General features: G+C 69.3%; 20 protein-coding genes and 3 pseudogenes. 14 read left to right on the top strand and 9 right to left on the bottom strand.

Going from position 1 to position 21,059, the window contains the following annotated elements:
* Positions 1-82 precede the first annotated feature (82 nt).
* The gene (locus tag IPV10_RS06435) at positions 83-550 is read left to right on the top strand and encodes an Lrp/AsnC family transcriptional regulator (RefSeq protein WP_207481715.1); all 468 of its coding nucleotides are present in this window, start codon (positions 83-85) and stop codon (positions 548-550) included.
* Positions 551-703: 153 nt separating this feature from the next.
* Here the strand turns inward: IPV10_RS06435 and IPV10_RS06430 are convergent, their stop codons facing one another.
* Together IPV10_RS06430 and IPV10_RS06425 are read right to left on the bottom strand one after the other, a co-directional pair.
* Entirely contained in the window at positions 704-1,135 is a 432-nt protein-coding gene (locus tag IPV10_RS06430) for a hypothetical protein (protein WP_207481713.1), read from the bottom strand.
* A gap of 118 nt (positions 1,136-1,253) precedes the next feature.
* Positions 1,254-2,726, bottom strand: coding sequence for an MATE family efflux transporter (locus tag IPV10_RS06425; RefSeq protein ID WP_207481711.1), 1,473 nt, complete (start codon positions 2,724-2,726; stop codon positions 1,254-1,256).
* Positions 2,727-3,056: 330 nt separating this feature from the next.
* On the opposite strand from IPV10_RS06425, the gene chvE reads away from it, so the two are divergent.
* The 6 genes and pseudogenes from chvE to IPV10_RS06395 all read left to right on the top strand — a co-directional run.
* The gene (gene chvE / locus IPV10_RS06420; protein WP_207481709.1) at positions 3,057-4,211 is read left to right on the top strand and encodes a multiple monosaccharide ABC transporter substrate-binding protein; all 1,155 of its coding nucleotides are present in this window, start codon (positions 3,057-3,059) and stop codon (positions 4,209-4,211) included.
* Positions 4,212-4,278: 67 nt separating this feature from the next.
* The gene (gene mmsA, locus IPV10_RS06415) at positions 4,279-5,820 is read left to right on the top strand and encodes a multiple monosaccharide ABC transporter ATP-binding protein (RefSeq protein WP_207481707.1); all 1,542 of its coding nucleotides are present in this window, start codon (positions 4,279-4,281) and stop codon (positions 5,818-5,820) included.
* A pseudogene (gene mmsB / locus IPV10_RS06410) lies at positions 5,817-6,994 on the top strand (multiple monosaccharide ABC transporter permease). Before mmsA ends, mmsB begins: the two are co-directional and overlap by 4 nt.
* A 40-nt stretch (positions 6,995-7,034) precedes the next feature.
* Positions 7,035-8,213: an ROK family transcriptional regulator gene (locus tag IPV10_RS06405; RefSeq protein WP_207481699.1), complete on the top strand. Its 1,179-nt coding sequence runs from the start codon at positions 7,035-7,037 to the stop codon at positions 8,211-8,213.
* Positions 8,210-8,808 (top strand): annotated as a pseudogene (locus IPV10_RS06400) (ABC transporter ATP-binding protein). Before IPV10_RS06405 ends, IPV10_RS06400 begins: the two are co-directional and overlap by 4 nt.
* A 173-nt stretch (positions 8,809-8,981) precedes the next feature.
* Positions 8,982-9,320 (top strand): annotated as a pseudogene (locus IPV10_RS06395) (GntR family transcriptional regulator); the annotation flags it as partial.
* 3 nt (positions 9,321-9,323) lie between these two features.
* Here the strand turns inward: IPV10_RS06395 and IPV10_RS06390 are convergent.
* The 3 genes from IPV10_RS06390 to IPV10_RS06380 are packed head-to-tail and all read right to left on the bottom strand — an operon-like array spanning position 9,324 to position 13,301.
* On the bottom strand, positions 9,324-9,947 hold the full coding sequence (locus tag IPV10_RS06390) for a response regulator transcription factor (RefSeq protein ID WP_207481689.1): 624 nt from the start codon (positions 9,945-9,947) through the stop codon (positions 9,324-9,326).
* Positions 9,944-11,200: a sensor histidine kinase gene (locus IPV10_RS06385; protein ID WP_207481687.1), complete on the bottom strand. Its 1,257-nt coding sequence runs from the start codon at positions 11,198-11,200 to the stop codon at positions 9,944-9,946. The genes IPV10_RS06390 and IPV10_RS06385 overlap by 4 nt, the downstream gene beginning before the upstream one ends.
* A complete protein-coding gene (locus tag IPV10_RS06380; RefSeq protein WP_207481685.1) occupies positions 11,163-13,301 on the bottom strand; it encodes an MMPL family transporter in 2,139 nt (712 codons plus the stop codon). The genes IPV10_RS06385 and IPV10_RS06380 overlap by 38 nt, the downstream gene beginning before the upstream one ends.
* Positions 13,302-13,414: 113 nt before the next feature.
* Between IPV10_RS06380 and IPV10_RS06375 the strand changes: the two genes are divergently transcribed.
* Positions 13,415-14,068: a YigZ family protein gene (locus IPV10_RS06375; RefSeq protein ID WP_207481683.1), complete on the top strand. Its 654-nt coding sequence runs from the start codon at positions 13,415-13,417 to the stop codon at positions 14,066-14,068.
* A gap of 25 nt (positions 14,069-14,093) precedes the next feature.
* Here the strand turns inward: IPV10_RS06375 and IPV10_RS17295 are convergent, their stop codons facing one another.
* Positions 14,094-15,101 (bottom strand): DUF3039 domain-containing protein, encoded by a 1,008-nt coding sequence (locus IPV10_RS17295; protein ID WP_207481681.1) that lies wholly within the window; start codon positions 15,099-15,101, stop codon positions 14,094-14,096.
* Positions 15,102-15,146: 45 nt separating this feature from the next.
* Positions 15,147-15,545 (bottom strand): helix-turn-helix domain-containing protein, encoded by a 399-nt coding sequence (locus tag IPV10_RS06365; RefSeq protein WP_207481679.1) that lies wholly within the window; start codon positions 15,543-15,545, stop codon positions 15,147-15,149.
* A gap of 142 nt (positions 15,546-15,687) precedes the next feature.
* Between IPV10_RS06365 and IPV10_RS06360 the strand changes: the two genes are divergently transcribed.
* Entirely contained in the window at positions 15,688-16,614 is a 927-nt protein-coding gene (locus IPV10_RS06360) for a J domain-containing protein (protein ID WP_207481676.1), read from the top strand.
* Between the two features lie 167 nt (positions 16,615-16,781).
* Complete coding sequence (locus IPV10_RS06355) at positions 16,782-17,039, top strand: hypothetical protein (RefSeq protein WP_207481674.1); 258 nt, start codon at positions 16,782-16,784, stop codon at positions 17,037-17,039.
* A 29-nt stretch (positions 17,040-17,068) separates the two neighbouring features.
* Here the strand turns inward: IPV10_RS06355 and IPV10_RS06350 are convergent, their stop codons facing one another.
* A complete protein-coding gene (locus tag IPV10_RS06350; protein WP_207481672.1) occupies positions 17,069-17,341 on the bottom strand; it encodes a hypothetical protein in 273 nt (90 codons plus the stop codon).
* A gap of 50 nt (positions 17,342-17,391) precedes the next feature.
* On the opposite strand from IPV10_RS06350, the gene IPV10_RS06345 reads away from it, so the two are divergent.
* The 3 genes from IPV10_RS06345 to IPV10_RS06335 all read left to right on the top strand — a co-directional run bounded on the left by IPV10_RS06345 (position 17,392) and on the right by IPV10_RS06335 (position 20,056).
* On the top strand, positions 17,392-17,892 hold the full coding sequence (locus IPV10_RS06345; RefSeq protein WP_207481670.1) for an NUDIX domain-containing protein: 501 nt from the start codon (positions 17,392-17,394) through the stop codon (positions 17,890-17,892).
* Positions 17,893-18,065: 173 nt separating this feature from the next.
* Positions 18,066-18,485, top strand: coding sequence for a Fur family transcriptional regulator (locus tag IPV10_RS06340; RefSeq protein ID WP_207481668.1), 420 nt, complete (start codon positions 18,066-18,068; stop codon positions 18,483-18,485).
* A gap of 68 nt (positions 18,486-18,553) precedes the next feature.
* Complete coding sequence (locus IPV10_RS06335) at positions 18,554-20,056, top strand: catalase (protein WP_207481660.1); 1,503 nt, start codon at positions 18,554-18,556, stop codon at positions 20,054-20,056.
* A 112-nt stretch (positions 20,057-20,168) separates the two neighbouring features.
* On the opposite strand, the gene IPV10_RS06330 is transcribed toward IPV10_RS06335, so the two are convergent.
* Positions 20,169-20,582 carry a helix-turn-helix domain-containing protein gene (locus IPV10_RS06330; RefSeq protein WP_207481658.1) on the bottom strand — a complete coding sequence of 138 codons (414 nt, stop codon included), beginning with the start codon at positions 20,580-20,582 and terminating at the stop codon, positions 20,169-20,171.
* Between the two features lie 86 nt (positions 20,583-20,668).
* Between IPV10_RS06330 and IPV10_RS06325 the strand changes: the two genes are divergently transcribed.
* A complete protein-coding gene (locus tag IPV10_RS06325) occupies positions 20,669-21,034 on the top strand; it encodes a DoxX family protein (RefSeq protein ID WP_207481656.1) in 366 nt (121 codons plus the stop codon).
* The last annotated feature ends 25 nt before the right edge of the window (positions 21,035-21,059 follow it).

Below are 21,059 nucleotides of genomic sequence, written 5' to 3'. Positions count from 1 at the left end.
CGCTCGGAATCGACAGGATTCGCTGCTTTCTGCCCGAGTCTCGCTATTCTGAGCAGAGTTCCGGCCCGGAGAAGGAGTCACGTTGGCGAAAGCGCAACTCGACGAAGTGGATCTCGAACTCCTGGCAGCACTCACCCGTGACGCCGAGATCACGAACAAGGCCCTCGCGCACCGGCTGGGCCTCGCCGAGTCGACCTGCGCCCACCGCGTGCGGGCGCTCCGGGAGCGCGGAGTCATCCGCGACACCCGCATTCGCGTCGACGGCGCCGCCCTCGGCTTCCCGCTGCAGGCGATCATCAAGGTGCGCCTCGCGAACCACACCGGCCCCAAGGTCATCGCGCTGTTCGACGCGCTCGTCAGCATCCCCCGCGTGCTGCAGGTGTTCCACGTCGCGGGCGTCGACGACTTCCTCGTGCACGTCGCGGTGCAGGATGCCACGGCGCTCCGCGACATCGTGCTCGAGCACATCACGATCCACCCGGTCGTCCGCGGCACCGAGACGCAGCTCGTGTTCGAGCTCCGCGACGGCAGCGGGCTGCTCGCCCGCTGACTCAGCGCCCGCCCGACCCGGCACGTGCGGCCCCAGCACCCCACCCACCCGTCTGTTTGCGTCAAATGCATGCTCCGGGACCCTCGGAACATGCGCTTGACGCACACAGACGGTCTTTGCGGCGAGCATGCTCCTGAGCGGGCTGGTTCGGAGTCAGGCGGCGCGGGCGGGATTCTGCCGTGCGAGCGTCGCCACCGTGCCGGTGAGCGCGGCGCCGACGCCGGCGCGCGGCGGCCCTGCCGGAACAGGCGGCGCAGCCGGAACCGCGACGCGCACGGCATCCGCAGTGTGCACCGGACGCGCCATTCTGCCGGCAGTCGCGGCGTGCATGATCGCCCGCACGATTCCTCCGACGGCCAGCATCGCGACCAGCACGATCGCCGACGCCAGCAGCGGCGTCCACTGGCTGGCGAAGCCCGCGGTCGAGCTCAGCACCGCGAAGGGGATCCAGACCCCCACCGCACCTCCGACCAGACCGCCCGCACCGCGCACGATCGCGACAGCGGCGACGATCGCGCACAGCGCGGCCAGCGCTGCCCCGGTCACTCCGATCGGCACCAGTATCGATGCCAGGTCATTGACCACCCTCAAAGACGACATGACGACCCCCCGTCAGCGGAACCTCCGCAGTACCAACACTATGAAGTGTCGGCAGAGGGTGCATCCGTCTCAAGGATGATGTTGAGCAATCGTGACGATCTGTTCAACGCCGCTTCAGCCGGGCGAGAGGCGACCTGCGGATGACGCGGACGGGCCGCGTCACGACGGCATCCACCACCATCGATCCGTCGACCGGCCCGACGATCGCGATCGCGGAGGTCTCCGTCGCCTCGACCGGGTCCACCGGCATCCGCCCGAGCGCACGATGGGCGCGGATGTAGGCCGGGATCAGCAGCAGGTTCGCGCCGACCCAGGCCAGCGGATTGCTGAGCGCGACCCCGGCGAACCCGATCATCGCACCGAGCACGACCGCGGCGCCGACGCGCATCACGAGCTCGACGACGCCGGTGACGGTCGGCACCACGGTGTGCCCGAGACCCTGCAGAGCGCCGCGGAGCACGAACAGCATCCCGAGCGCCCAGTAGCCGCATCCGTTGATGATCAGCATCAAGTGGGCCAGGTCGACGACGTCGTCCGACCCCTCGCCGATGAACAGGCGCACCATCGGCACGCCGAAGGCGATCAGCAGCACGCCGAGCACGACGCCCCCGCCGACCGCGATCCAGGTCGCCTCGATCACGCCGCGGCGGATGCGGTCGGGGCGACGGCCGCCGATGTTCTGCGCCGCGTACATCGACACGGCGAGGCCGATCGAGGACAGGAAGGCCACCGCGAGGCTGTCGACGCGCGAGGCCGTCGTGTACGCGGCGACCGCGTCGGCGCCGAGGGTGTTCAGCGCGACCTGCACCGTGAGCGTGCCGATCGCGATGATCGACGCCTGGAAGCCCATCGGAAGACCGAGGCGCAGGTGCTCGGCGATGTCGGCGCGGCCGATCCGCCAGTCGTCGCGGCGGAGATGGAGAAGAGGCAGCCGGCGACGGACGAACTCGAGGCACAGCGCGACCGAGACCGCCTGCGCCACCACCGTGGCCAGCGCCGCCCCGCCGACGCCCCATGCGAGCGGGCCCACCATGAGGATGACGAGGCCGACGTTCAGCGCGCACGACACGGTGAGGAAGATCAGCGGCGTGCGCGAGTCGCCGATCGCGCGGATGATCGCGGAGAGGTAGTTGAAGAACATCGTCGCGCCGGCGCCGATGAAGCTGATCTGCGTGAAGACGGTGGCCTCGGCGAGGAGCTCGTCCGGCGTCTGCAGCAGCACCAGGGTCGCCTCGGAGATGAGCGGGGAGACGACGGTCAGCACCACGCTGGTGATCCCGGTGAGGAGCACTCCTGTCGCGACGGATCGGCGGACGGCGGCATCGTCGCCGGCGCCGTAGGCCTGGGCGATCGGGATCGCGAAGCCGCTGGTCAGCCCCCAGGCGAACCCGAGGAGCAGGAACAGCAGGCTGCCGGTCGCGCCGACGGCGGCGAGCGAGTCGACGCCGAGATGACGGCCGACGACGATGGCGTCGGCGAACTGGTACAGCTGCTGCACCACGTTGCCGAGGAGGAGCGGGACGGAGAAGGACAGGATGACGCGCCACGGACGGCCCGTGGTGAGGGAGGTGGCCATGAAGGGAGCGGCTCGCAGGAATGAGTGGCTGATCGGGGTGCGCCAAGTTTATCGAAACGATTCGCGAAATCGATATCTCCGCCGCCGGAAATGTGCCGGGAAGTGCGATTTCCCGACTCTTGACTTCGAGACTCGAATTGTTTCGACCCTTGATCGAAACGAGCCTCGGGCACGCTCCCCAGGATTCCGGGCTGATCACGAATTGATCACGAAGGCTTGACTTCGAGTCTCGAACTCAAGGAAAGTATCCGAAGCGAGTCCCGAATGGCCGGGATCGTAGTCCCGCGGCGTGACCCGAGGACGACGCATTGCACAGCAAAGGAGCTCGGAATGAAGAAGAAGTATGCACTGGCCGCCCTCGGCCTCGCCGGGGCGCTCGCCCTCACCGGTTGCGGCGGCGGCGGCGCCGGCTCGACTCCGGGCGCGGGCTCCGAAGGCTCCGCCGACAAGGGCGACATGCTGATCGGCGTCTCGATGCCGACGCAGACCTCGGAGCGCTGGATCGCAGACGGCGAGGCGGTCGAGAAGGGCCTGGAGGACGCGGGCTACCAGGTCGAGTTGCAGTACGCCGGCGACGACATCCCCACCCAGGGACAGCAGATCGACCAGATGATCACCAAGGGCGCCGACCTCCTCATCATCGCCGCGATCGACGGCACGGCGCTCTCCTCCCAGCTCGACGCGGCCGCGGCGGCGAACATCCCGGTCATCTCCTACGACCGACTGATCCGCGACAGCGAGCACGTCGACTTCTACGTGACCTTCGACAACTACAAGGTCGGCGTGCAGCAGGCGACCTCGCTGCTCACCGGACTCGGCGTCCTCGACGCCGACGGCAAGGAGACGGGCGAGAAGGGCCCGTTCAACGTCGAGCTGTTCGCCGGGTCGCTCGATGACAACAACGCGCACTTCTTCTGGCAGGGCGCGATCGACACCCTGAAGCCGTACATGGACGAGGGCGTCATCGCCGTGCCGTCCGGCCAGACCGAGATCGAGCAGGCGGCGATCCTGCGCTGGCAGCAGGAGACGGCGCAGAAGCGCATGGAGGACCTGCTGACCTCGACCTACGGCAACGGCACGAAGCTCGACGGCGTCCTCTCGCCGTACGACGGCCTCTCCCGCGGCATCATCACCGCCCTGCAGGGCACGGGCGGCCTGGGCGCGAGCATCGCCGACGGCCTTCCCGTCGTGAGCGGACAGGATGCCGAGATCGCCTCGGTCACCCTGATCGACCAGGGCGTGCAGTTCGCGTCGATCTTCAAGGACACGCGCAAGCTCGCCGAGCAGTCCGTCATCGTCGCCGAGTCGATGCTCGACGGCGATGAGCCGGAGGCGAACGACACCGAGACGTACGACAACGGCGTCAAGGTCGTGCCGTCGCACCTCCTCCAGTCGGACATCGTCTACGCCGACAGCATCACCTCGCTCCTGGTCGACTCCGGCTACTGGACGCAGGCCGAGGTCGAATCGGGCGTCGCCGAGTAGATCCCGAACGACGGGGCGTGCTGTCGGCAGGCAGCACGCCCCGTCTCTCGACGGAAGGACATCGATCATGACGACACCGATTCTGCAGATGCGGGACATCGAGAAGAGCTTCCCGGGGGTGAAAGCGCTCCAGGGGGTCAGCCTCGACGTCAGCCGCGGCGAGATCCTCGCCGTCTGCGGCGAGAACGGCGCGGGCAAGTCGACCCTGATGAAGGTCCTCTCCGGCGTCTACCCGCACGGTAGCTACGAGGGCGAGATCGCCTTCGAGGGCGAGGAGGCGCAGTTCGGCTCGATCAACGACTCGGAGCAGCGCGGGATCGTCATCATCCACCAGGAGCTGGCGCTGATCCCGTACCTCAGCATCGCCGAGAACATCTTCCTCGGCAACGAGGTCAGGGGCAGGAACGGCCTGATCGACTGGGATCGTGCGAACTCCGAGGCATCCCGGCTGCTCGCCCAGGTGGGCCTCGACGAGAACCCCACCACCCCGGTCGCCCAGCTGGGCGTCGGCAAGCAGCAGCTCGTCGAGATCGCCAAGGCGCTGTCGAAGAACGTGCGCCTGCTGATCCTCGACGAGCCGACGGCGGCACTGAACGACACCGACTCCGCGCACCTGCTCGACCTGATCAGGCGCCTGCGCGACGAGGGGATGACGTCGATCATCATCTCCCACAAGCTCAACGAGATCGACGCGATCGCCGACCGCACCACCGTCATCCGCGACGGCCGCACGATCGAGACGCTCGACATGAGCGACCCGGCATCCACCCAGGAGCGGATCATCCGCGCCATGGTCGGCCGCGACCTCGCCAACCGCTACCCCGAGCGCGAGCAGGAGATCGGCGAAGAGGTCCTGCGGATCGAGGACTGGTCGGTGAACCACCCCACGCAGCCCGGCCGCGTCATGGTGGAGGGCGCCTCGCTCACGGTCCGCGCCGGCGAGGTCGTCGGCATCGCGGGGCTGATGGGCGCCGGGCGCACCGAGCTCGCGATGAGCGTGTTCGGCCGCACCTACGGGCGCGGCGCGAAGGGGCGCGTCTTCGTGCGGGGCAAGGAGGTCGACACCTCGACCACGAGCGCCGCGATCCGCGCCGGCATCGCCTACGCGACCGAGGACCGGAAGAAGTTCGGCCTGAACCTCATCGACGACATCCGGCACAACATCACGATGGCGTCGCTGCGCATGATCAGCCCCGGCGGCTGGATCGACGCCAACCGCGAGCTGCAGGTCGCCGAGCAGTACCGTGCGGACATGAACATCAAGTCGCCCTCCGTCCTCCAGATGGTCGGCAACCTCTCCGGAGGCAACCAGCAGAAGGTCGTGCTCAGCAAGTGGATCCAGACGGAACCAGACGTGCTGATCCTCGACGAGCCGACACGCGGCATCGACGTCGGCGCGAAGTACGAGATCTACACGATCATCAACAGACTGGTCGCCGAGGGGAAGGGCGTTCTGGTCATCTCCTCCGAGCTCCCGGAGCTTCTCGGGATCTGCGACCGCATCTACACTCTGGCTTTCGGCAGGATCACAGGTGAACTGCCGGCATCCGAAGCCACCCAGGAGAACCTCATGCACCTCATGACTGTCGAAAGGACGGCCGCACGATGATCGGCGTCACCAATCTGTTCAGCCTCGCGACCCGGAACCTCCGGCAGAGCGGCATCCTCGTCGCGTTCGTCGCGATCGTGGCCTTCTTCGCCGTCCTCAACCCGACGTTCCTCTCGCCGGGCAACCTCACCAACATCGTGCTGCAGTACTCGTACATCCTGATCCTCGCGATCGGCATGGTGATCGTGATCATCGCCGGCCACATCGATCTCTCGGTCGGATCGGTGGTCGCCCTCACCGGCGCCACGGCGGCCGTGCTCGTGATCCGGATGCAGCAGCCCTGGTGGGTCGGCGTGATCGCCGCCCTCGTGGTCGGGCTCCTGGTCGGCGCGTGGCAGGGCTTCTGGGTCGCCTTCGTCGGCATCCCCGCCTTCATCGTGACCCTCGCGGGCATGCTGCTCTTCCGCGGACTCACCTTCCTCGTGCTCAGCAACGTCTCTCTGTCTCCGTTCGGCGGCGAGTACTACGCGATAGCGAACGGCTTCTTCAACGGCATACTCGGCGGCTACGGCGTCGACGTGTTCACCCTGGTGATCTTCGGCATCGGCGTCGTCGGCTACGCGGTGTGGCAGGTGCGCAGTCGCCGGTCGAAGCTCGCACACCAGCAGTCGGTCGAGGCCCTCCCCTGTTCATCGCCAAGATCGTGCTCATCGCGGCCGTCGTGATGTGGTTCGGCTACCAGCTCGCGAGCAGCCGCGGCCTCCCGTTCGTGCTGATCCTGCTGGCCGTGCTGATCATGGCCTACGCGGTGATCACACAGAAGAGCGTCTTCGGCCGTCACGTCTACGCGATCGGCGGCAACCTGCACGCTGCGCTCCTCAGCGGCGTCAACGTGCGCAAGGTCAACTTCTGGATCTTCGTGAACATGGGCCTGCTCGCCGGCGTCGCCGGCGTCGTGTTCTCCTCGCGGACGAACGGGGCGCAGCCCGGCGCGGGCAACATGTTCGAACTCGACGCGATCGCGGCCTGCTTCATCGGCGGCGCGGCGGTGACCGGCGGAGTCGGCCGCGTCGGCGGCGCGATCGTGGGCGGCCTGATCATGGCCGTGATGAGCAACGGCATGCAGCTGATGGGGCTCGACCAGGCGACGCAGCAGGTCGTGAAGGGTCTCGTGCTGCTGATCGCCGTCGCGTTCGACGTCTGGAACAAGCGACGGGCGGGCGCCGCACGCTGACCTCGGCGGCGGCGATCTCTCGCGGTAGTAGGCTCCCGCTATGAGCAGATGGTCGAGCGGTTCCCAGTCGGGACTGCGTGAGGCCAACACCGCGAAGATCGTCGATGCCGTCAAGCGCTTCGGCGGGCTCACCCAGGTCGAGCTCGCCGAAGCGACCAGCCTCTCCACCGCGACGGTCTCCGCGATCGTCAAGGAGCTCTCGCTGTCGGGTCTCGTCGAGACCCATCCGACGTCACGCAGCGGCCGGCGCGCGCAGCTGGTCACGATCGCGCGACGCGCGGGCGTCGTCGCCGCGGTGCAGATCGGCAGCCGCAGCATGAGGGTGCGGCTGGCGGATGTCGGGCAGGAGGTACTCGCCGAGCGCGCGATGCCGCTGCCGGCGGATCACCCGGATGACACGGTCCTCGACCGCATCACCCTGCTCGTGATCGACATGCTCGCGATGATCGCGGCGGATGCCGAGGAGCTGCTGGGCGTCTGCATCGCGGTGCCCGCACCGGTCGACCCCGACTCCGGCCTCATCGCCTACCACGGGGTCATGCGCCGCTGGGAGGCTCAGCCGATCGCCGCGGTCGTCGAGCAGCGGCTCGGGTGCCCTGTCCTCGTCGAGAAGGATGCGAACCTCGCGGCCCTCGCCGAGGCGACGCTCGGCACCGCCCGCGACGTGGCGGACAGCCTGTTCGTGCAGGCGTCGTACACGACCAGTGCCGGCGTCGTGCTCGGCTCGCAGATGTACCGGGGGCGCTCCGGCACCGCCGGGGAGATCGGCCACGTGCAGGTGGATCCTGCGGGATCCGTGTGCCCGTGCGGGCAGCGCGGATGCCTGGAGACGGTGGTCGGGGCGGAGGCGATCACCGCGCCGCTGCGCGCGACCTACGGCCAGATCACGTTCCGCGACGTCATCGCCCGCGCGGCAGCGGGCGACCCCGGCTGCGCGCGGGTCGTCGCCGACGCGGCAGCCACACTCGGGCGCGTGGTGGCCGGGGTGCACCAGTCGCTCGCCCCCGAGGTGATCACGGTCGGCGGGGAGCTCATCGACGCCGGCCCGATCTTCCTGCTCCCGTTCGCGACCGCGCTCCGGGACCACGCCCCGCAGAGGCGCACGCCGCGAAGGGACCCGGTCCCCTCGTCGTTCGGCAAGGACGCGGTGCTCGTCGGCGCGACGATCCACATCCTGCAATCGACCGACCCGTCCCAGCTGCTCGAGGACCGTTCATGAACGTCACCGCGTCACAGGCTGAGCCCCTGCTCACCCTCCGCGGCATCACGAAGCGCTTCGGCGCCGTGGAGGCCCTCACCGACGTCGACTTCACCGTCAGCGCCCGCGAGGTGGTGGGCCTCGTCGGCGACAACGCGGCGGGCAAGTCGACGCTCGCGAAGATCATCGCGGGGGCATGCTGCGCGAGGGCGACATGGAGCAGGCGACCAGGCAGGCACTGAGCGACCTCGCCGCCAGCATCCCCTCGATCCGCTCGCCGCTTCGGACCCTCTCCGGCGGCCAGCGGCAGGCGGTCGCGATCGCGCGGACCCTGATCAGCCAGCCGCGGCTCGTCGTGCTGGACGAGCCGACCGCGTCGCTCAGCGTCGCGCAGACGGCCGACGTGCTGACCCACATCGAGCAGTTGCGTGAGCTCGGGCTCGGCGTCATCTTCATCAGCCACAACATCGGCGACGTGCAGGCGGTCTCCGACCGCGTCGAGGTGCTGCGTCACGGACGCAACAACGGCTCGTTCGCCGCGCAGGAGGCGCAGTACTCCGACCTCATCGCGGCCATCATCGGCACGTACCGGGGGCCTGCGGCGAACATGCGGTGACGGAGTCGCCACCGCATGCCCGTCGCAGCGGGTCGTCAGCCGGCGCTTCGATCGGACGCCGGCGGGGCCGTCGCCGGTTCGCCGGTCGGAAGCTCCGCCAGATCCTCCGCCTCCCGCACCCAGACCCGCTGCGCGCGCTCGGCGGATGCGATCGCCTCGGCGCCGACGTCGTCTACATCCGCCGCCAGCGCAGCACGGACGGCGTGCCCGTCGCGGTGCTGGAGAACTACCTTCCCCAGGAGTTCCGCGACATCACCACGGACGACCTGGGCGCCCGCGGGCTGTACCAGATCCTCCGTGCCCGCGGCGTGACGATCCGGATCGCGAAGCAGAAGATCGGCGCGCGACGGGCCGAGGACGACGAGAGCACCCTGCTCGACATCGACGAGGGCGGCCCCGTGCTCACCATGGAGCGCATCGCCTTCGACGATTCAGGCAGGGCCATCGAGTACGGGCACCACTGCTACCGCCCCGACATGTACAGCTTCGAGACGACGCTCGTCGCGAAGTAGCACTCAGAGGATGCCGGTGTCCCGCGCGATCGCGATCGCCCTGGCACGGCTGTCGGCGCCGAGCTTCTCGAACACGTGCACGAGGTGCGTCTTCACCGTGGCCTCGGTGACGAACAGCGTCTTCGCGATCTCGCGGTTCGAGGAGCCGGTGTCGAGCAGGCGCAGCACCTCGAGCTCCCGCTCGGTGAGCCGCACCCTTGGCGCCCGCATGACCGCGACGAGCCGCTCGCTGAGCTCGGGGGTGAGCACGAGGCCGCCCTCGGCGGCTCGGCGGATCGCCGCCACGATGACGTCGGGGGCGACGTCCTTGAGCAGATAGCCGGCGGCGCCCGCCTCGATGGCGCCGAGGATCTCGGCGTCCCGGTCGAACGTCGTGAGGATGATCACGGCGGGGGCGGGATGCTGCGCCCGCAGGGCGGCGGTCGCGGCCACGCCGTCCATGCCATCGCCGAGGCGCAGGTCGCACAGCACCACGTCGGGATGCAGATGCCGGGCGAGCGCCACGGCCTCCTCGCCTGAGGACGCCTCGCCGACGACCTCCACGCCGTCGCGACGGTCGAACAGCGAGCGCACGCCCGCGCGGACGATGGGGTGATCGTCCACGATCAGCACCCGCACGGCGGTCATGACCCGGCTCCGAGCGGCACGTACGCCGAGAGGGCGGTGCCGTCGCCCTGGGCGCTCTCGACATCGAGCCCGCCGCCGAGCTCGCGCAGTCGCGCCCGCATCGCGCGCAGCCCGTAGCCGCCGCCCGCCCCAGGGGCCTCCAGCCGCGAGGGGTCGAACCCCCGGCCGTCGTCGACGATGTCGAGGCGCACCGCGTCACCGGCGTCCGCGAGCGTCGCCACCACGAGCGCGGCGCCGGAATGCGTGCGCACGTTCGCCAGCGCCGACTGCGCCGTGCGCAGCAGCGCGACCTCGGCATCCAGGCCGAGCGCGGGGAGGTCGTCGGCGTGCAGCGTCGCGGCGATGCCCGTCTCGGCGGTGAGCCGCTGCAGCATCCGCCTGAGCGCATCGGCCAGCGCCGTGCCGTCGAGCTCGGCCGGCATCAGGTCGTTCACGATGCGCCGGGCGTCGGCGAGCGCCTCCGCGGCGAGCGCGCCGATCTGCTCGAGCGCGCGGATGCGGTCGGCATCCGCGTCCGATTCCAGCGCCGAGCGGGACAGCATCCCGATCGAGGAGGCGCTCTGGGCGACCGTGTCGTGGATGTCGCGGGAGACGCGCGTGCGCTCGGCGCTCGCGCCGGACGCGCGCTGCGTGCGGGCGAGCTCGTCCTGCAGAGCCGACATCTCCTCCTGCGCCGACACGAGCGAGGCGATGAGCCGCCGCCGCTCGCGACCGTCGCGGACCAGCTCGAGATAGCCGCGTGAGATGCCGAGCGCGAAGACCCCGCCCACGAGCGGGCCGATCACGTACGCATACGTCGTGGTGCCGTGATGGAGCACGGGCGCTGCGATCACGCCGGCCAGGATCAGGATGCTGAGCACCACAGCCCAGCGCATCGGGAGCACGAAGCCGGCGAGCAGCCAGAGCGCGAACGCGAGCCAGATGTACTCCGGCGAGATCGCCACGGCCCCCGCCCAGATGAGCGTCAGGCCGAGGAGCCACCACGACGCGAGCCTGCGGTCATCCGTGCGCTCGCCGAGCAGGAGGCCGCCGCCGTACCAGCCGAGGAAGATCGCCGAGACGGCGAGAGTCCACGGCAGCGGCACCCCGTCGATCGTCGCGCGCACCGTCCCGATCACCACGAGGACGACCGTGATGAGCGCCTGGCCGATGCGGATCGAGCCGATCAGGTTCAGCCACGTGCGCGTGCGGCGCGGCGGCGCGGCCGCAGCGCCGTCATCGGACGGCGTCGGCTGACTGCTGCTGCTCGGCATCCTCATATTCTTCCCCCTGCACGCCCGCTTCGTGCTGTTCCCTCGTCGGCCGCGTCGCGCGCGGAGCCCGGCCGGGCAGCCACATCGCCTCGCCGATCACCGCGAACAGCGCCGGGACGATCAGGGTGCGCACGACGAACGTGTCGACGATCACGCCGATGCCCACGATGAGGCCGATCTGGCCGAGCGTGACCAGCGGGAGCAGCCCGAGGGCGGCGAACACGGCGGCCAGCACCACGCCCGCACTGGTGATCACGCCGCCCGTCGAGGCGACCGCGTTCACCATGCCCTGCGTGGTCCCGGCGGATGCCGCCTCGGCACGTGCCCTGTGCACGAGGAAGATCGTGTAGTCGATGCCGAGCGCGACCAGGAACAGGAACGACAGCAGCGGCACCTGGAGGTCGAGCGAATCCCACCCGAACACGGTGCGGCTCACCCAGGCGCCCGCCCCGATCGCGGCGACCGCGCTCAGGGTGTTCACGATCAGGAGCACCACCGGCGCGACGAGCGCGCGCAGCAGCACGATCAGGACGAGCAGGCAGACCGCCAGCACGAGCGGCACCACCAGCAGGAAGTCCTGCAGGTTGCCGGCGCGCGCGTCGACGTCGGCGGCGACCGGACCCCCCACCAGCGCGTCCGCCCCGGGTGTGCCGTGCGCGGCATCCCGCACGTCCTCGACGAGCCGCAGGCTCTCGTCCGTGCCGGGTGCGGGCTCCCCCGTCACGAGCAGCCTGGACCGCTGCCCGTCGGCGCTCTCACCCGCCGGCGTGACGCGGACGACGCCGTCGACGCCCGCGAGCGCCTCGGTCACGGCATCCGGCGTCGAGCTGTCGACGAGAACGATCAGGGGCTGGGCCTCGCCGGGCGGGAAGTGCTCGCCGAGCGTCTCGAGCCCGGCCGCGGACTCGGACGGCACCCGGAACTTCTCCACCTGACTCAGCCCGACGGACGTGCCGATCACGCCGGCCGCGAGCACGCCGAGCAGGGCGAGCCCGCCCACGAGCGGCAGCCAGGGGCGGCGTGCCACCCCTGTCGCCACGGCCCGCCAGCCCCGTCCGCCTGCGGGTGCGCCGGGCTCGCTGACGCGCGGCACGAAGGGCCAGAACACGCCGCGCCCGCACACGGCGAGCGCGGGCGGCAGCGCCAGCAGCACCGCGGCGACCGCGATGAGAAGCCCGATGGCCGAGGCGATGCCGAGCCCGCGGGTGCCGGGGATGACCGCAAGCGCGAGGGTCAGCAGCGCGACCACGACCGAGACGTTCGAGGCGAGCACGGCAGGTGCCGTGCGCCTCCAGGCGACGGCCAGCGCCCGACGATGGTCCGGTTCGCGGGTCAGCTCGTCGCGGTAGCGGGAGACGAGCAGCAGCGCGTAGTTGGTGCCGGCGCCGAACACGAGCACGCTCACGATGCCGGTGTCGAACTGCAGCCCCATCGCACTCCCGATCGCCGCGGTCGCCTTGTTCGCGGCCTGGTCGGCGAGCGCGACGACGACGAGCGGCACGATCCACAGCACCGGGGACCGGTAGGTGAGGATGAGCAGCAGCGCCACGATCCCGAGCGTCACGAGCAGCAGCGTGAAGTCGGCGCCGTCGAAGGCCGCGGCGACGTCGACCCCGAAGGCGGGCCCGCCGGTGACCTGCAGCGTCAGCCCGTCGAGCGGATGCTCGTCGAGAAGGGCTCGCAGCCCGTGCACCGCCTCCGCCGCGTCGTCCTCGTCGTCGATCACGACGGTCGCGGGGATCACCGCGGCTTCGCCGTCGTCGCTCGGCATCGGACCGGATGCCGCGGCGCCGGTCTCCTTCTCGATCGCGGGGAGGAGACCGGTCAGCCCGACGAGATCATCAGCGGTCAGCGCACCCCCGTCGTCCCTGGTCGCCACCAGCAGGACCGTCTGCTCCCCGGCATCCGGAAAGGTCTCCGCCTCCGCGGCGGCCCTGGCGGATTCGGACGCCGGCGGCGCGGTGTCGCTCCCGGCCGGCAGCGACGCCCTGCCGAGCGCGCCGATCAGTGCCACGAGGGCGAGGATCCCGATCGTCAGCGCGACCCAGGCGCCACGGCGGGAGGTGAGTCGTTCGGGCAGGGAGCGGATTCCACGGAGCATGACTCCAGTCCAGCGGTCCCGGCACCGGCGCGGATCGGGGAGAGGATGGAACCCGATCTCCACCTTTCGGACGATGCCGCGGCGGGGGCGCATCGCTCGGTATCGTTGCGTGGATGACCGCTGCCCGCACCTACCCGACGACGATCGCGGCGACCGTGGCGCACGAGATCGTCATCCGGAAGTCGCGGTTCATCGCGCACATCTCGCCTGTGTCCTCGGTGGAGGACGCGGATGCCGTCATCGCGGACATCCGCAGGCGCTTCTGGGATGCCCGCCACAACTGCAGCGCCATGGTCACCGGCCTGCTCGGCGACCAGGCCCGCTCCTCGGACGACGGCGAGCCCTCCGGCACCGCCGGCATCCCGATGCTCGAGGTGCTCCGCCGCCGCGAGCTGACCGACCTCGTCGCCGTCGTCACCCGCTACTTCGGCGGTGTGAAGCTCGGCGCGGGCGGCCTGGTGCGCGCGTACTCCTCCGCAGTGTCGGAGGCCCTGGATCTGGCGACTCTGCTGCGGAGGCAGTCGCTCACGCAGGTCACGATCGACGTGGCGCACGCGGATGCCGGTCGCTACGACAACCTCCTCAGGGACTGGGTCGCGCGCAACGACGGCACGCTCGGCACGCCGCGCTACGGGGCGATGGCGACGCTCGAGGCGTGGGTGCCCGCGGCGGAGCTCGGGCGTCTGCATGACGAGCTCGCCGCGGCATCCGCCGGCACCGTCGCGCCCGTGTCCGGCGCGGTGCGGATCGTCGACGTCCCTGCATGAGAACGCGCCGGTTCGTCGAGCGGCGCTACGAGGCAGGTAGTCGCTCGTACTCCCGTGAGCAGCTCGGACATGACGGCAGGGTCGAATGGTCCTGGCGCGGGACGAAGAAGACTCCGCACAGGGCGCGTACTCCGGTGCCCTCGACCGTGCTGCCCGCGAGATGGATGTTATGCGCGTAGTGCGCGTGCGTGCCGGCGATGGATTCGCCGAGCTCCGCGCGATCCACCAGCTCTGCCAGCTCCGTCATACGTTCCGCGAACTCTCCGGGAGCTGCGATGTTCGAGTAGTCATCCCGATGCCTGTCCCATCCCTGTTCCGGCGGCGACAGCGAGATCAGAATGCGTAACACCATGCGCCACTCGAGGTTCGTACCGCGCTGCGGCGTTTCGGTGACCACGCTCACGAGGATCTCGTCGGCTTCGTAGTCAGGTTCGCGCACGGCGTTCAGCTCGAGGTCGATGCGTGCGAAGGTGTCGTCGACCTTGATCGGATGCCGGACATCGAAGGAGTGACGACCGCTCCCTTGCACCGCCGTCAACGCGTCGAAGGTTTGCTTCTGAAGCCCGATCTCCCACTCCGTCAAGAGACGCGCCGCGGTCTCCTGCTTGAGTAGCAGTGTGTCTTCAGCTGCGGGCAGCCAGGCGGCGATCGTCCCGGAGTCATCGGCGCGGCCCACCTTCGCGTAAAAGTCATCAGCATCTTTGTGGTCGCCTTTCGCGAGGCCGGCCACGATCAACCAGTGAACACCTGTCGCGGGATCGCGCCAGACTCCACCGCGCCATTGCTGCACCTTGATTTCACGCAGGTGGTACGTAGTGCTGCTCCTCACCTGGCCTTCATCACTGTCCTCGGATTCGACAGAACCAATGCACTCTGTCGCTTTGAGGATGAGCGGATGAGGCAGCTCGCTCATCGGATGGAGAGCTCGATAATCCCGCTCTTCAACGGCACGGCGCGCGAACGGCTTGTTCCATCCGTCGTTCAGATCCTCGGAGATGACCCGGATGGTCGGGCGGGCTCGGCGACTGTGCACACGCCTATTCTGCCCAGCGTCCCCGACAAGATGACGAAACCGCGGTCAAAGAAGCTCGGCGAGTTCGTCGATGGCCCCATCGCGGATCGTCTGCTGGTTCCCGAAGCGCTCCGCGAGCTCACGACGGCCATGCTGACGCTGACGCTCGAAGTCGACGAGGTCGACGACACGGATGCGGCGGTCGCGTCCGACGCGGTGCGACACGATCTCACCTCGATCCAGAAGCTTGTATAGGTGTGTGCGGCTCAATCCCAGTCGCTCGGCGGCCTGACTGGGTGTGAGCACAGCAGCGAGATCGAGAATCGCGATCTCACCGCCCTCGCGAAGACAGCGCTGAAGGCTCATGATCACGTCACGGAGCTCGGCGCCGGCTTCGGCTGCAGCGAAGCGCTCAAGCGCGTCGAGCTGTTCTGCGGGGATGCCGGAGGTCTGGATAGTCTGCATGGGGAACCTGCCAACGAATGTCACAGATGGTTCAGATGTCACAGATGACATTACCCCTCGATGGCGCATCCGTCAAACCCACTGAGCACCGCGGCCAACGCGCATCCGGGTAGCCTGGATGCCGCGGGTCGGAAGGAGAGCGATGTTCGACAGTCCGCTCTCGGCGTCGGCCTACGAGGTGCTCGGCGTCGCGCCCGGCGTCTCCGAGGAGGAGCTTCGGCGCGCGTACCGGCTCCGGCTGCGCCAGACCCACCCCGACACCGGCGGCGACGCCGCGCTGTTCATCCAGGTGCAGCGCGCGTGGGAGCTCGTCGGCACGACTGACGGCCGCGCCGCGTACGACCGCCGCAGCGGCGTCACCGCCGCGACCGGCAGCGGCGCGGACTGGAGCGGATGGCGTCCGCCGACGGCCCGCGCCGACACCAGGCCGAAGGCGCGCGTCCACGGCCACCCCGGCGGCTGGCGCCGCGAGCGCTACCTCGTGCTGATCAGGGAGTGGGCCGGACGCGGCGTCGACGTGCCCGACCCGTACGACCCTGCGCTCGTGCGCGGGGCACCGCGCGACCTGCGACGCCTGCTCGCGGACGCCCTCGCCGAGGAGGCGACCGCACGCACCGTCACCGACCTCGGCATCGGGTTCACCGTGTGGCACGACGTCGCGACCGGCGCCGATCCCGAGGACAAGCTCGACCACGTGATCCTCAGCCCCTCAGGGCTCTACGGCGTGATGTCGGAGGACTTCGGCGGCGTCGTCGGATTCCGCCGCGGCGAGATCACCGGCCCGAGCCTCGGTCATCGCGCCCCGGTGACGTCACTGCTCGCCCGGATGCGGTCGGTCTCCCGCGCCGCCAAGGTGCGCTTCGGCGGCGCGATCGTGGTGCTGCCCGACGACGACCTGTCGCAGCCGGTCACCCCTCTCGGCAGCATCCGCGGCGTCCCCGTCGTCGTCGTGCGCCGGAGCGCGCTCGCGATGGTGCTGCGACAGGGCGTCACCGGCGCCCGCCCGGTCGGCGGCAACGAGCTCTTCGACGTGCGCACGCGCCTGCAGCACAGCATTCGCTTCGTCTGACCTGCTCCTGCGCGGCGGGAGGACAGCGGATGCCGGAAACTCAACCCCGTTGACACCGCGAATGAGCCCGTTCCCGTTCGGCCTCATCGACGTCTCGACGTCACCTCTCACCGCTCCGTAGGCGCGAAGCCTGGCGCGCCACCCGGCGATCGGTATCGTGGTCCGACATGGACGACCTCGCCCGCGACCGCCCGTCCGCATCGGAGACACGGGCGCACGTGCGTCCGTGGTGGCGCACTCCTGAAGACGCGGTTCCGGTGGTTCTTCCCATCGTCGAACCGCTCGTCAGGGCACCGGCGGTCGCGATCACTCTCGTCGGCGCCCATGTGGGAATCTCACGCGAATCCGTGGCGATCGATACCCCGCACCTCATCGAGATGTCGCAGCAGTCCCGGCCCCTGTGGAGCGATGTCGAAGGCCGATGACCGGAGGGGCACCGGTCAGATGAGCCCTGTCATCCGGGCGACTGCTGCCGTTCGAGATCGGCGAGCTCCTTCCTGACTGTCGCAAGAGCTGCCGGCGTGAAACGCCGGACCTGCAGGTTGAGGATCGCCGCTGCCACGTCTTCTCCGACCCCGAATGCATCGGCGATCGCTGTCTCCGCACTGTCGCCGTCGGACACGCCGGCGCAGAGGGAGAGCAGCTCGGCTGGGCGCTCGAGCACGAGGATGTAGGCCTCCAGAATCTCGCGACGCTTCAACAGATTCGAGGACTCCTGGTCTTCCATGGGCCCACTGTATGCGCCAGCACGCGCCGAAGACCCGGAATGATGGGCAGATGCCGATCGATCGCTCCTACATCCGAGTCAAGGCCATGCTGGTCGCGCCGAGCGCCGACGGCTCGCACCACCTCGTCAGCAGCAACGCTCCGACCGACGAGAATCCGCTGGGTTTCCACCGGCTGATCGGCGGCAGCGTCGAACTGGGTGAGACGCACCGGGAGGCGATCATCCGCGAGGTGGACGAGGAGCTCGGGGCCCGCATCCTCGACCTCACGCATCTCGGCATGATCGAGAACATCTTCCGCTTCAACGGCGAACTGGGCCACGAGCTCGTCGCCCTGTACTCCGGCCGGCTGGATCCCGCACCCGCGGAGGAGGGCGGGACGCTCACCGAATCCGACGGCTCGGTGGTCCCCGTCGTCTGGCGACCGTTCGAGGACGCCGATCTGGACGTGCCGCTCTACCCCGCAGACGCGAACAGCTGGCTCCGCGGCTCCATCGCGTGGGTGGGCGACGAGAGCTCGGCTCAGCTCACCCGCAGGAGCGAGAGCGCGTAGACCGTCGGAGCACCCTCGAGGTCCATCAGGATCTGCATCCGGCGAGCGCGACGGCCGTCTCACAGCCATGCGACCACGGTACGGGAGCGGAATCAGGATGCCACCGCATGAGCGCAGACACGCCCACGGCATCCGCTCTTTTGAATTACTCAAAAAAAGGCTAGGGTCGAGGCATGGGCACGGAACTCGACTCGGCGCTTCGCGACGCAGGCCTTCGGGCGACTGCGGGCCGCGTGGCCGTTCTCGAGGCTCTCGAGTCCATGGCCCACACGGATGCCGAGCGGGTCTACCGCGCGGTGTCCGACGTGCTTCCGACCACGTCGATCCAGTCGGTGCACAACATCCTCGCGGACCTGACGACGGCGGGCCTGATCCGCCGGATCGAACCGGCAGGATCCGCAGCGCTCTACGAGCGGCGCATCGGCGACAACCACCACCACGTCGTCTGCACCCGGTGCGGTGCGGTCGGCGATGTGGACTGCGTCGTCGGCGCCGCACCCTGTCTCTCCCCGTCCGATGCGGGGGGATTCACCGTCCAGACAGCAGAAGTCACCTTCTGGGGCCTGTGCCCCAGTTGCCAGAACGCCGCGTAGGCGCGTCCCCCGGAGACACCCGTCGAGAGGCGGGGGTATTCGTCGCGCCCGCGCGCAGAAGGAGAACCATGACCGAGCCCACCACCACCGCGCACTCCACAACGACGCAGACCGGCACCCCGGTCGCCAGCGACGCGCACTCGCTCACCGTCGGCGCCGACGGCCCCACCGTCCTGCACGACCGCTACCTCGTCGAGAAGCTCGCCTCGTTCAACCGCGAGCGCGTGCCGGAGCGCAACCCGCACGCCAAGGGCGGTGGCGCGTTCGGCACGTTCACCGTGACCGAGGACGTCTCGGCCTACACCCGCGCCGAGGTCTTCCAGCCGGGAGCCACGAGCGAGACGCTGCTGCGCTTCTCGTCCGTCGCCGGCGAGCAGGGCTCCCCCGACACCTGGCGCGACGTGCGCGGCTTCGCGCTGCGCTTCTACACGACCGAGGGCAACCTCGACATCGTCGGCAACAACACCCCGACCTTCTTCCTCCGCGACGCGATGAAGTTCCCGGACTTCATCCACTCGCAGAAGCGCCTCGGCGACTCGGGTCTGCGCAATGCCGACATGCAGTGGGACTTCTGGACCCTCTCCCCCGAGACCGCCCACCAGGTCACCTACCTCATGGGCGACCGGGGCCTGCCGCGCAGCTGGCGCCACATGAACGGCTACGGCTCGCACACGTACCAGTGGGTGAACGCCGCAGGCGAGCGCTTCTGGGTGCAGTACCACTTCATGTCGAAGCAGGGCGTCGAGGCGATGAGCGCCGACGAGGCCGAGAAGCTCGCGGGTTCGGATGCCGACTACTACCGTCGCGACCTGTTCGACGCGATCGCCGGCGGAGACGCCCCCTCGTGGGACGTGTACGTGCAGGTCATGCCGTACGAGGAGGGCAAGACCTACCGGTTCAACCCGTTCGACCTCACGAAGACCTGGTCGAAGAAGGACTACCCGCGCATCAAGGTCGGCACGTTCACGCTCGACCGCAACCCGCAGAACTTCTTCGCCGAGATCGAGCAGGCGGCGTTCTCGCCCGGCAACCAGGTTCCCGGCACCGGCATCTCTCCCGACAAGATGCTTATGGCGCGCGTCTTCGCGTACTCCGACGCGCAGCGCTACCGCATCGGGGCGAACTACAACCAGCTGCCGGTGAACCAGCCGCACGCGGCCGAGGTGCGCAACTACATGCACGAGGGCCAGATGCAGTACAGGTTCAACGACGCCGCGCACCGCGTGTACACGCCGAACTCGTTCGGCGCGGCCGGCGGGCCGGTGGCCGATGCCGCAGCCGGTGCCGAGGCGAGCTGGGAGTCGGACGGGGCGCTCATGCGCTCGGCCGCGACCCTGCACGCCGACGACGACGACTTCGGCCAGGCGGGCACGCTGTACCGCGAGGTCTTCGACGACGAGCAGCGCGCCCGGTTCCTCGACACCCTGACCGGTCAGGGCCGTTCGATCACGATCAACGCGATCCGCGAGCGCTTCTTCCAGTACTGGACGAACGTGGATGCCGCGCTCGGCGAGGCGCTGCGCCAGACCGTGCCCGCCGATGACCTCGACCTGGAGCTCGCCAGCCTCTGACGCTGAGATCAGGACGACGGCCCGAGAACAGGACGGATCCTCAGGATCCTCCTGAACTCGGGCCGTTCTCCTGTTTCCGGACGGATGCCGCGGCGCTGCGAGGCGCTCAGCGTCAGGGGCGGGCGTCGTACTGGGCGCGAGACTTCTCGATCGTGGAGTGGTTCTCGATCGCCCAGTCGCCGATCGTCCGGGCGATCGTGATCAGCGTCCTGCCGAGATCAGTGAGTTCGTATTCCACCCGCGGCGGCACCTCGGCGTGCGCGGTCCGGCTGATCAGCCCGTCGCGCTCGAGCTGGCGGAGCGTCAGCGTGAGCATCCGCTGCGAGATCCCGGGGATGTGCCTGAGCAGCTCGCTGAAGCGCAGCCGGTCATTCCGAAGAGTCGCGATGGTCAGCAGCGACCACTTGTCGCCGACGCGATCGAGCACGTCGCGGATCGCGCGGCCGTCGTCCTCGTCGAGCGAGCACGAGCTCTCGTAGTCGGGGAATCCGGCCGGCGCACTCCCATGGATGTGCGTCAGTGACATCGATGTGCCTTTTGCATCCGTCATCCGCATGCTCCATTCTTGGTTACTGATCGTAACAAACGCACAGAACAGAACCTAGGAGAATCATGCTCATCGCCCTGTGGATCGTCAACGGACTCCTCGCCCTCGCCATGCTCGGCGGCGGTGTCATGAAGGTGCTCACTCCGAAGGCCGCCCTGGCCGAGAAGGGCATGGCCTGGACCGAGGACTTCTCGGCCGGCAGCATCAAGGCCATCGCGACCCTCGAGGTCGTCGGCGCCCTCGGACTCGTCCTGCCGCTGCTCACCGGCATCGCCCCGATCCTCACCCCGCTCGCCGGCGTCGGTCTCGCGATCATCATGATCGGCGCGACCGTCGTGCACCTGCGCCGCAAGGAGTCGTTCACCCCCTCGCTCGTGCTCGCGCTGCTGAGCATCGCGAGCGCAGTGCTCGGATTCCTCGTCATCCTCTGAGCCGAGGCCCCGAGAGCGGCCATGA

The sequence above is a fragment of the Microbacterium sp. SD291 genome (assembly GCF_017355365.1).
GTDB lineage: Bacteria > Actinomycetota > Actinomycetes > Actinomycetales > Microbacteriaceae > Microbacterium.
This window is presented reverse-complemented; position numbering and strand designations above follow the sequence as displayed.

Bases quoted from the DNA above. Each gene is read 5' to 3' on its own strand.
- IPV10_RS06425 (WP_207481711.1), bottom strand. From the start codon at position 2,726: ATGGCCACCTCCCTCACCACGGGCCGTCCGTGGCGCGTCATCCTGTCC.
- chvE (WP_207481709.1), top strand. From the start codon at position 3,057: ATGAAGAAGAAGTATGCACTGGCCGCCCTCGGCCTCGCCGGGGCGCTC.
- mmsA (WP_207481707.1), top strand. From the start codon at position 4,279: ATGACGACACCGATTCTGCAGATGCGGGACATCGAGAAGAGCTTCCCG.
- IPV10_RS06405 (WP_207481699.1), top strand. From the start codon at position 7,035: ATGAGCAGATGGTCGAGCGGTTCCCAGTCGGGACTGCGTGAGGCCAAC.
- IPV10_RS06390 (WP_207481689.1), bottom strand. From the start codon at position 9,947: ATGACCGCCGTGCGGGTGCTGATCGTGGACGATCACCCCATCGTCCGC.
- IPV10_RS06385 (WP_207481687.1), bottom strand. From the start codon at position 11,200: ATGCCGAGCAGCAGCAGTCAGCCGACGCCGTCCGATGACGGCGCTGCG.
- IPV10_RS06380 (WP_207481685.1), bottom strand. From the start codon at position 13,301: ATGCTCCGTGGAATCCGCTCCCTGCCCGAACGACTCACCTCCCGCCGT.
- IPV10_RS06375 (WP_207481683.1), top strand. From the start codon at position 13,415: ATGACCGCTGCCCGCACCTACCCGACGACGATCGCGGCGACCGTGGCG.
- IPV10_RS06365 (WP_207481679.1), bottom strand. From the start codon at position 15,545: ATGCAGACTATCCAGACCTCCGGCATCCCCGCAGAACAGCTCGACGCG.
- IPV10_RS06360 (WP_207481676.1), top strand. From the start codon at position 15,688: ATGTTCGACAGTCCGCTCTCGGCGTCGGCCTACGAGGTGCTCGGCGTC.
- IPV10_RS06355 (WP_207481674.1), top strand. From the start codon at position 16,782: ATGGACGACCTCGCCCGCGACCGCCCGTCCGCATCGGAGACACGGGCG.
- IPV10_RS06350 (WP_207481672.1), bottom strand. From the start codon at position 17,341: ATGGAAGACCAGGAGTCCTCGAATCTGTTGAAGCGTCGCGAGATTCTG.
- IPV10_RS06345 (WP_207481670.1), top strand. From the start codon at position 17,392: ATGCCGATCGATCGCTCCTACATCCGAGTCAAGGCCATGCTGGTCGCG.
- IPV10_RS06340 (WP_207481668.1), top strand. From the start codon at position 18,066: ATGGGCACGGAACTCGACTCGGCGCTTCGCGACGCAGGCCTTCGGGCG.
- IPV10_RS06335 (WP_207481660.1), top strand. From the start codon at position 18,554: ATGACCGAGCCCACCACCACCGCGCACTCCACAACGACGCAGACCGGC.
- IPV10_RS06330 (WP_207481658.1), bottom strand. From the start codon at position 20,582: ATGTCACTGACGCACATCCATGGGAGTGCGCCGGCCGGATTCCCCGAC.
- IPV10_RS06325 (WP_207481656.1), top strand. From the start codon at position 20,669: ATGCTCATCGCCCTGTGGATCGTCAACGGACTCCTCGCCCTCGCCATG.